Raw genomic sequence first — 9,349 nt, forward strand, 5'->3', positions numbered from 1 at the left:
ATCAGTCGTAAAGGAGGAAATCCCCTTGAATTAGCGGCTTTTCCCGACGCTTGGCCTGCCGGCCTGCGCCATCGGCAAAGGCCCACGCAGCAAGGCATAAGGCATCGATTGAGGCCTTTCGCGCAGATTGAAAATACCGACATGCAAGTTTCAAGCGCCGCCCAGGTACATATGGCGTACGTCATCGTTGGCCAGCAATTTGGCACCGGTGTCGGCGAAGCGGTTGTGACCGAGTTCGAGCGCGTACCCGCGATCGGAGAGCTCCAGCGCCCGCGCGGCATTCTGCTCCACCATGAGCAAGGTGCGGCCCTGGCGCTTAAGCTCAATTAATTGTTCAAATATCAGGTCAACATATTTTGGAGAAAGACCGAGTGACGGCTCATCGAGGATCACCAGCCTGGGATTCATCATGAGCGCGCGTCCGATGGCCAGCATTTGCTGCTCACCGCCGGAGAGCTTTCCTGCCGGCTGGTGGCGCCGCTCGTAGAGTCGCGGGAATTGTTCGAACACCGCCTGCACCGCCTCGCGGCGCTTGCGGGCGTCCCGTTGCAGAAATGCGCCCATCTCCAGGTTGTCGGCCACGGTCATCGTGGCAAAGACAATGCGGCCCTGGGGAACATAAGTTATCCCCAGCGCCGGAATCTCATGCGCCGGAAAATTGGTGATGGACTGACCGTCGAAAACAATTTTCCCTTTCTCCGCCGCCACCAGTCCGATCACCGCCTTGATGACCGTGGATTTTCCGGCGCCGTTGGGTCCAATGATGCACACGATCTCGCCGGCATGTACCTCAAGATTGATGCCGAACAGTACCTGCACCGCTCCGTAGGAAACTTCCAGGTCGCGAATGGAGAGCAGGGTCTCGGTCATGCGCCGGCCGACTCCCGTTTTTTGCCAAAATAGGCCTCAAGAACCTGTTCGTTGTTACGAACCTCGGTAAAACCGCCATGCGCGATCATTTCACCTTCGCTCAACACGTACACATCGGAGCAAAGATCGGCAATCACTTCCATATTGTGTTCGATGACAAGAAAGGTCGTGCCTAACCCATTCAGATTCCGCACCATGTCCCACAGCGTCTGGCGCAACGTCGGGTTGACCCCCGCCGCCGGTTCGTCGAGCAGGATCAGCGCGGGATCGCTCATGAGCACGCGCAGGAATTCGACGAGCTTCTGCTGCCCGTAAGAAAGATTTTTCCCCCGCACTTGTGCGTACTCGCGCAGCCGAACGCGTTCGAGCAGTCCGAGCGCACGTTCCGTTACGCTTCGGTCATGACGGCTGCCGGCCACAACCAGGTTTTCCAATACCGTTAATTCCGGAAACACGCGCGAGAGCTGGAAGGTACGAGCCATGCCGCGGCGATATATTTGCGAGGGGCGCCATCCCAGAATGGATTCACCGTCGAAGCTGATTTTACCGGTCGCACCCCGGTCCATGCCGGAGATGATCTGAAACAGCGTGGTCTTGCCCGAGCCGTTGGGGCCAATCAATCCGGTAATGGACCCGCGCGCCACGTGCAGATCCACCCCGCGCAGCGCCTGAACACCGCCGAAATCGCGTGCAATCCCCCAGGCGCTGAGGATTTGGTCCGGGCGGCTGACAGGTTCGGTCATGGCGACTCTCCGGGGCGTGCATCAGGTCGCTTCTGCTGGCGCTCGCGTACGATGGACACCAGCCCACCGGGCAGATACAGGACCACGACCAGCAACAACACTCCCAGCGCCGCGAGATGCGCCGCGGGAAACTGTGCCCACAGCATCTCGCGAATCACCATCACGGTGGCAGCACCGATTATCGGCCCCCAGACCGTACCGCTGCCGCCAAACAACACCACCACGATCATTTCGATGTTGCGCGCATGGTCGAAGGCGGAGGCGGGGTTGATGTAGCTGGTGTACATGGCATAAACCGCGCCGACGGCGCCGGGTATCAGCGCTGACAGCACGAAGGCGGTCACCTTGTTGCGCGTGGTGTTGACGCCCACCATTTCGGCCGCCTCCTCGTCCTCACGGATAGCGCGCAGTTCCAGGCCGAAACGGCTGCGGTGAATCCAGGCGATGAGCAGGGTCGCCCCCAGCGCCAAGGCAAGCATCGTGAAATATTTCACATCAAGCGACGGCAGCAGTGTGGGCGAGAGCGTAAGTCCGGTACCACCCTTCGTGAGGCTCACCCAAAGCGTAGCGACAATGCGTCCGACCTCGTTGAGCCCGAGCATGGCGATAGCAAAATAAGGACCGCGCAGGCGCAGCGTCAGGAATCCAAGGGGCACGGCAAGCAGCGCGGCGACGCCGGCGCCTTTCAGGATTGCGAGCCACCACGGGAATCCCCAGGTCAGAAACAGCGCACCGGCATAGGCACCGACACCGAAAAACGCCGCGTGGCCGAATGAAACGTACCCGGTCATGCCAGAAATCAGGTTCCACGCCTGGGCCAGCGCGATGACGAGGAACACCTGAAGCAGAAACGATTGGTAATATTCGTTGACCCCGAGCGGCGCCAACATGGCCAGTCCGACGAGTACTGTGCCTGCCCAGACGCTGATCATCCGCTGATTGAGGTCAGGCACGCGCCACCCCCTTGAGGCCGGTCGGGCGGATCAGCAGCACCGCCACCAGCAGCAGGTATGCCATCGCCTCGGCCCATTGGGTCGAAATGAATCCTCCCACGAAGGACTCCACCACGCCGAGCAGAATGCCGCCATACAAGGCGCCGACAAAATTTCCCATGCCGCCGATGATGATGATGGCAAAACACTTCTGGATGAAATCCACGCCCGATCCGGGCCAGAACGAGTAAATGATGGACAGCATCACGCCCGCGGCACCGGCCATGGCCGCGGCCATGCCGAAGGTCAGCATGCGAATTTGGCGCACGTCTATGCCGCAAATCTGGGCAACCTGGGCATGCTCTGACACCGCGCGCACCGCCTTGCCGAGGCGCGTGCGTTCGAGAAACAGATATACGCCCACGCTCAGTATCAGAGAAACCAGGCCGGCCACGGTGCGCGGTTTCGAGATGGCCAGCTCGCCGACCAGGAACGAGCCCTGCAGCACCGGGACCGATTTGAAGTCGGCGCTGAATATCAACAGCCCGACGTTGATCAGGATAATGGATACGCCGTAGGTCGCAAGCAACGAGGTAAGCATGGGGCGACCCACCACGCGCTCGATCAGCACGCGCTGGAAATAGTAGCCCACGACAAAGATCGCCGGAACGATTATCAGCAGGGAGAGCAGCGGATGGAGGCCAAAAACGTTAAACAGAACGTACGCGCCGAAGGCACCTATCAGCATGAACTCGGCGTGAGCGATGTTAATGACGCGCATCACGCCGAATATCAGATTGAGGCCGCCGGCGAGCAGCGCGTACAGCGCCCCCGCCAGCAGCCCGTTGATCAGCAGCTGCAGCAGGATTTCAGGTTCGAGCAGATCCACGGGGGTGCGTTCGTTCGTATCAGCCGTGGAATTTTCGTGCCACCTGCCGACCCGTGGTTATCAGGCTTTCAGCGCTTGCCCCAGTCCTTGAACGGATAGGCCACCTTGGCGGTCGCAGCCTCGACCGGCAAAACGATATGGCGTTCGCCGCCGAGCCATTGCACGGCGTAAGCCGGCTTGCCGATCTGCTTGCCGGTCGCGTCCACTTTGAAGCGGCCGAAGGCGTTGACGGTGTCGAGCGCGAACAGCGCCGCGCGTACCTTGTCGCGATCCGTACTGCCGGCTTTCTTGACCGCGGCCTCGAGCACATAACCCGCGCCATATCCACCACCGGCATGGTAACCCGGCTCATGACCGTACTTGGCCTTGTACTTGTCGGAAAATTCCTTGGCGCCCGGAAGCTTCAGCGTCGGTTCCCACTGGGTATTGCCCATGACGCCTTCGGCATCCAGTCCGAGGTTGGCGCCGAAATCAGGCAGGCCGGGGCCCACGGCAAACGCGAATATTTTGGCGTACAGCCGGTTTTCTTTGGCCTGACGCATGAAGGCAGTGGAGTCCGGCAGATAGGAACCGCCGATCACCATATCCGCCTTCTTGGCTTTGATCTTGATGATCATGGAAGAGAAATCGGTCGAGGCCTTGCCGTATTCCTCTTCGAACACGATCTGCATGCCGAGCTGTTTCGCTTTGGACTTGACGCCGACGGCCACCCCGCGCGGGAAAGCCGTGTTCTCGTAGATCAAGGCGATCTTCTTGAGCCCTTTGGACTTGGCGAGCTCGATAATCTGGTCCATGTAGAGATCGGCCAACGTGTACAGGCCAAATGTGTTCTTGTAGCCGCGTTCCCAAATCTCGCTCGATGAAGCGCCGGAGGACACCATGGGGAAATTATGCTTCTCGGCCACGGTACTGGCGGCCATGGTCACGTCGGAGGAATACGGCCCGATCAGCAAATCGACCTTGTCGTCGGTGATGAGTTTTTCGTAAAGCTTGGCGCCGGTTTCCGGTTTGGACTCGTCATCGTAATGAACCAGCGCCACCTTCTGACCGAGCAACCCTCCGCGGGCGTTGACCTCCTCGATCCACATCTGGAAGCCCTGTAGCTGCTCCTGCCCGGTGCGCGCGTACTTGCCCGTCAGCGCAACCGACGTGCCAACTACAGTATCTTTTGCGTAGCCAATGGTGGGAGAAACCAGGAAAGCGATAACAACAGAAAGGAATGCAAACAGCGAAATCCGGCGTTTCATTATTAAGTCCTCCTTGAAGTTGCCGCGCGTTGCGGCAGGAACCCTAGTCAGGACTACCTTATCACAGGGGTAATCCGGATTAAAACGCAGGAAAGCTTTGCGTTGCGAATTACCGCGTTTTTGCAAGGCGAAAACCACTCGATTACAGTAGCCACACCTCCACACCGAAGCCATCACATTGAATACAGCCCTCCCCGGAAAAAGCTCCCGCCGATTGCCGCGTACCGTGGTCGTGATCGGTTTCGTCAGCCTGTTGAATGATTTTGCCAGCGAGATGGTGGTGCCGCTCATCCCGCTGCTGCTCGCCACGGTACTGGCTGCCGGACCATTGGCCCTGGGGTTGATTGAAGGTGTGGCCGACACTGTTTCCAATCTGCTCAAACTCTGGGCCGGACGGCATTCCGATCTCTATGGACGTCGGCGCAAACCCTATGTCGTGTTCGGGTATCTGCTGTCGAATCTGGCGCGGCCTCTGATCGGTCTTTCCGGAAGCTGGCTCACCGTGCTCTCCATTCGCGTCACCGATCGCATTGGCAAGGGCGTGCGCACCGCGCCGCGCGATGCGCTGATCTCGGATGCGATTGACGACAGCAACGCTGGCCGCGCCTATGGATTTACGCGTGCGCTCGATCACAGCGGCGCCGTGCTGGGGGCGCTCGTGGCAGCCGCTATTGTTTATTGGGGCACTGCGCGCCTGGATATCGTCATCGCCCTTTCCGCCATTCCTGGTGTGTTGGCAGTCTGTCTTTTCGCATTCGGTATCAAGGAGGCACCCCGCCCATTGGCTCCAGTTTCCGAAACTGCGCCCTTGAGCTGGTCCCGACTGAGCCCGCTTTCGCGGCGCTACCTCATGGTGCTGGCGTTTTTCACGCTCGGCAAGATTCCCGAAACCTTCCTGTTGCTGCGCGGCCATGAACTGGGCATGACCGTGGTGGAGTTGCTATTGCTGTGGGCGGCGATGCATGTCGTCAAGGCCGTGATTTCCGAGCAGGCCGGCAGCCACACCGATCGCGTCGGCCGCCGGCCGCTGATCCTGACCGGCTGGATGGTCTATGCCGTGACACTGTTCGCGCTCGCCTTCGTGGTCGAACCGATTATGTTGTGGGCCTGGAGCCTGGCGCTCGGTTTCTATTTCGGCCTGACCGAAGGCGCCGAGCGCGCGCTGGTGCGCGACCTTTCCATACCGGCCGAGCGCGGTACCGCCTTTGGCTGGTTTCACATGCTCGTGGGCATGGCCGCGATACCGGCGGGGTTATTGATCGGCGGACTGTGGAGTTTCTACGGCGTCAAAATCGCCTTTCTCGTTTCGGCGCTGCTGGCCGCGCTTGCCACCGCCGGTTTCTGGCGCTTCGTACGCCCCTGACGGTTCCCATTTCCCGGCGTTTCAAATAAGCTCCGCGATCCCATGACCGCCCTCGCCTCACTGCGCCTGAATAAAAACGAAGACCGCCGTCTGCGTGCCGGTCACGTGTGGGTTTTCAGCAATGAAGTAAACACGAAGTTGACCCCCCTCACGGCGTTCGAGCCCGGCCAACCGGTGTTAATAGAGGACGCGGCGGGCCACGTGCTGGGTTCCGGCTACGCCAATCCGCACGCGCTTATTTGTGCGCGGCTGGTGTCACGCGACCCGAAATACACGCTCGATCAGTCGCTGCTGGTCCACCGGCTCAATATCGCCCTGTCCCTACGCGAGCGCTTATTCGACACTCCTTATTATCGTCTCGCCTTCGGCGACAGCGACGGCCTGCCGGGACTGGTGGTGGACCGCTACGGCGATATCGCCGTGGTCCAGATCACCACCGCGGGGATGGAACGGCTCAAGAACGAAATCGTCGCGGCGCTCACCAAGGTCATCAAGCCAAACGCCATTCTGTTTCGCAACGATACTTCGACCCGTGAGATGGAAGGCCTGACAAACTACGTCGAAACCGCGCTGGGCGAAATACCGGAATCCATCACGCTCGAAGAAAACGGCGTGAAGTTCGCCGTGCCGCTGCTCACCGGCCAGAAAACCGGCTGGTTCTACGACCAGCGGCCGAATCGCACGCGCTTTCGCCACTATATAAAAGGTCTGCGCGTGCTGGATGTGTTTAGCTATCTCGGCGCCTGGGGCGTGCAGGCGGCCGTGGCCAGCGCCGAGTCAGTGACCTGCGTGGACAGCTCACCCAAGGCCGTCGAAGCCATACTTCATAACGCCGAATTGAACGGCGTGGCCGCGAAGGTCAGTGTTGAGAAAGAAGATGCGTTTGAAGCATTAAAGCGGCTGCGTGGCGCGCGCGAGCGCTTCGACGTGGTGGTACTCGACCCGCCTGCCTTCATCAAGCGCAAGAAAGATATTAAAGAAGGAACCCTGGCTTATCAGCGGCTGAACCAGATGGCGATGCAGGTACTGTCCAAAGACGGAATTCTGGTTTCCTGTTCCTGCTCGTATCACCTGCACCGCGATGAGTTGCGTGACATCCTGCTCAGAGACAGCCGGCACGTTGACCGGTTTCTGGAGATCATCGAGGAAGGCCATCAGGGGCCGGATCACCCCATGCACCCGGCAATTCCGGAAACGGGATATCTCAAGGCATTTTTCGTGAGGCTGTTGCCGACATAATGCCTGAATTAAGCCGCGCCGCGAAGCGGCGTCGGCTTGAATGAAATCTTAGCCGTCACTGCTGCGAGGTTTCCGCTGACTGATCATCGATATCTCTGATCAGGACTTCCATCTCCCCGATCTCCCGGCGCTGGGCTTCAATGATGTCGTCAGCAAGCTTCCTGACACGAGGGTCAGTAATATTGGCGCGCTCACTTGTGAGTATTGCTATCGAGTGGTGCGGAATCATCGCCTTCATCCAAGCGGCATCCCCTACAGTTGCCTGGCTGCGTACCAACCAGAAGCCTGAGCCCATGAGTGCAACGCTCCCAATAACAATGGCTACATTGGCCTGCTTGTTTTTGTACATATGGCGCATGAAGAAGAGCATGACTAACGCCATGGAGCCCGCCATGATAAAGGTCATGAACAAGCGAGTCTGGCTAAACCATACATGGCTAAGCTGATAGGTGTTCAGGTACATCAAGCCAAACATCAGAGTTGCAGACACAGCGATCATCAAGATGAAATTTCTGTACGGATGCATTGATCCCTCCTATGACGTCTAGCGTCCACTCTCGAACGCGCGGTTAGACGGCATCACCGCGCGACTGGCGATGGCGCAGCCACATGAGCACAGCATAAAGCACTCCCGCCACTATGCCGCCAAGCAACACTACGCTTACGGTCAGAGTTAGCGAAAAGTACGCCTTACCCCAAACGCATGCTTCGGACATTGGCGCACGGCACGCGAGCGCGATGTCTACAAACGGATAACCGATGCCTACTACTAGCCCCCCAAAGAGGGCAGCCAACAGCGCGGAGCGGCGACTAAGCATGCAGAATAGTGCCGTCTAACGTGGTATTAACGGGCGCGCGTTAGCGCGTCCCCGTTGAATGACTTGTTAGCCATTTTTGTAGTTTATCCGCGGTAATCTTCGTGTATTTATATTGAATAGTTTTTTCAATTATTCTTTCTGGATACGGATAAAGTGCCCAAGCCTCGTCAAAATATTGTTGAGCTTTATCCGCTTTTTTCACGTCTTGAAGCAGTAGTGCCCATTTTGTGTATAAAGCACACGCCAAAGTAAATCGTCCCATTCCATAGTCCATTATGCTGAGGGCTTTTTGTCCATTCGTAATAGCGCCATCAACATCGTTATAACCAAACAGAAGAAAGCTTGAATAGTTTCCCCAACTCCAGGCACTATCAGGTTCATATGCAATTATTTTTTTGTGAGCTTCACTAACTTTGTCATATTGATTCATATACCAATACACTGTCGTGAGACCACTTAAGGCGCTGGAATAGGCCTTTCTATTTGTCGTGCTTGTTTCAAGGACGTGTTGGTAACGTTTAAGGGCTTCTCCGTATTGTTTCTGTTTTACTAGGAGATCGGCCCAATTCAAGTGTAACCATGGAATATTAGTTCCTATTTGTTCTGCTTTTACTAACGCACTTTTTGCATCAATATCTCTGTCCATATTTGTGTACAAATGGCCTAACAAGACATACGAATCCGCGTAATTTGGCTCAATTTCTATGGACTTAAGGATTGATTCTTCGGCAGGATTCAGGCTACCTTTTTTGAATTTATCACGGTTGATATATCCCGCCATGATATACAACCTGCCATATTCTCTATATGCAGGTGCAAAGTTGCTGTCTTTTTGAAGCACACTCTTAAGCAAAGTGTCAGCTTCTCTCAATTTCTCTTGCTGACCCCGCCATGAATCTAAGATGACCCTTGCCCGTGACAATACTGAAAAGAGTTCTGGGTTTTTGGCTGAGTATTTATTATCAACCGGAGAAATCCATTCTTCAGCATGCACACTTAAAGAAAAAAGAATAAATAATAATGCAAGTATATTTTTCATTAATACTCCATACTTGTGATGGCTAACGTTGTGTTGAGGGGCCGAGGGGCCCGCGCCAGCGGGACCCGAGGTGGATCTTCCCCCGAAAAAGTGGACGCCGGATCATCGGCACAATCTCTCATATTCCACCGGCGTGTGGTAGTCAATGCCGGAATGCAGCCGCTGGTGGTTGTAGAAACGGATGTAGTGCTTGATCGCGGCTTCGAGCT

At 56.9% G+C, this 9,349-nt stretch carries 10 protein-coding genes; 2 read left to right on the plus strand and 8 right to left on the minus strand.

What is annotated here, in order from left to right; translation table 11 throughout:
- Positions 1-150 precede the first annotated feature (150 nt).
- From NUV55_RS10600 to NUV55_RS10620, 5 genes are all read right to left on the minus strand, one after another.
- The gene (locus tag NUV55_RS10600) at positions 151-870 is read right to left on the minus strand and encodes an ABC transporter ATP-binding protein (protein WP_296672785.1); all 720 of its coding nucleotides are present in this window, start codon (positions 868-870) and stop codon (positions 151-153) included.
- Complete coding sequence (locus NUV55_RS10605; protein WP_296672787.1) at positions 867-1,613, minus strand: ABC transporter ATP-binding protein; 747 nt, start codon at positions 1,611-1,613, stop codon at positions 867-869. Before NUV55_RS10605 ends, NUV55_RS10600 begins: the two co-directional genes overlap by 4 nt.
- Entirely contained in the window at positions 1,610-2,566 is a 957-nt protein-coding gene (locus NUV55_RS10610) for a branched-chain amino acid ABC transporter permease (protein ID WP_296672789.1), read from the minus strand. The genes NUV55_RS10605 and NUV55_RS10610 overlap by 4 nt, the downstream gene beginning before the upstream one ends.
- Positions 2,559-3,434, minus strand: coding sequence for a branched-chain amino acid ABC transporter permease (locus NUV55_RS10615; protein ID WP_296672791.1), 876 nt, complete (start codon positions 3,432-3,434; stop codon positions 2,559-2,561). The genes NUV55_RS10610 and NUV55_RS10615 overlap by 8 nt, the downstream gene beginning before the upstream one ends.
- 68 nt (positions 3,435-3,502) lie before the next feature.
- Entirely contained in the window at positions 3,503-4,681 is a 1,179-nt protein-coding gene (locus NUV55_RS10620) for an amino acid ABC transporter substrate-binding protein (RefSeq protein WP_296672793.1), read from the minus strand.
- A 214-nt stretch (positions 4,682-4,895) separates the two neighbouring features.
- On the opposite strand from NUV55_RS10620, the gene NUV55_RS10625 reads away from it, so the two are divergent.
- Complete coding sequence (locus NUV55_RS10625; protein WP_296672795.1) at positions 4,896-6,044, plus strand: MFS transporter; 1,149 nt, start codon at positions 4,896-4,898, stop codon at positions 6,042-6,044.
- Between the two features lie 42 nt (positions 6,045-6,086).
- Positions 6,087-7,283, plus strand: coding sequence for a class I SAM-dependent rRNA methyltransferase (locus tag NUV55_RS10630; RefSeq protein ID WP_296672797.1), 1,197 nt, complete (start codon positions 6,087-6,089; stop codon positions 7,281-7,283).
- Positions 7,284-7,338: 55 nt separating this feature from the next.
- Here NUV55_RS10630 and NUV55_RS10635 read toward each other — a convergent pair whose 3' ends face one another.
- The 3 genes from NUV55_RS10635 to NUV55_RS13875 form a co-directional block, all read right to left on the minus strand.
- Positions 7,339-7,809, minus strand: coding sequence for a DUF305 domain-containing protein (locus NUV55_RS10635; protein WP_296672798.1), 471 nt, complete (start codon positions 7,807-7,809; stop codon positions 7,339-7,341).
- Positions 7,810-8,141: 332 nt separating this feature from the next.
- Positions 8,142-9,140, minus strand: a complete 999-nt coding sequence (locus NUV55_RS10640) for a tetratricopeptide repeat protein (RefSeq protein ID WP_296672800.1) — start codon at positions 9,138-9,140, stop codon at positions 8,142-8,144.
- 102 nt (positions 9,141-9,242) lie between these two features.
- Complete coding sequence (locus NUV55_RS13875; RefSeq protein WP_367280403.1) at positions 9,243-9,335, minus strand: IS3 family transposase; 93 nt, start codon at positions 9,333-9,335, stop codon at positions 9,243-9,245.
- Positions 9,336-9,349: the final 14 nt, after the last annotated feature.

It is taken from the genome of Sulfuricaulis sp., from assembly GCF_024653915.1.
In the GTDB taxonomy this organism is placed as follows: Bacteria; Pseudomonadota; Gammaproteobacteria; order Acidiferrobacterales; family Sulfurifustaceae; genus Sulfuricaulis.

Bases quoted from the DNA above. Each gene is read 5' to 3' on its own strand.
- NUV55_RS10600 (WP_296672785.1), bottom strand. From the start codon at position 870: ATGACCGAGACCCTGCTCTCCATTCGCGACCTGGAAGTTTCCTACGGA.
- NUV55_RS10605 (WP_296672787.1), bottom strand. From the start codon at position 1,613: ATGACCGAACCTGTCAGCCGCCCGGACCAAATCCTCAGCGCCTGGGGG.
- NUV55_RS10620 (WP_296672793.1), bottom strand. From the start codon at position 4,681: ATGAAACGCCGGATTTCGCTGTTTGCATTCCTTTCTGTTGTTATCGCT.
- NUV55_RS10630 (WP_296672797.1), top strand. From the start codon at position 6,087: ATGACCGCCCTCGCCTCACTGCGCCTGAATAAAAACGAAGACCGCCGT.
- NUV55_RS10635 (WP_296672798.1), bottom strand. From the start codon at position 7,809: ATGCATCCGTACAGAAATTTCATCTTGATGATCGCTGTGTCTGCAACT.
- NUV55_RS10640 (WP_296672800.1), bottom strand. From the start codon at position 9,140: ATGAAAAATATACTTGCATTATTATTTATTCTTTTTTCTTTAAGTGTG.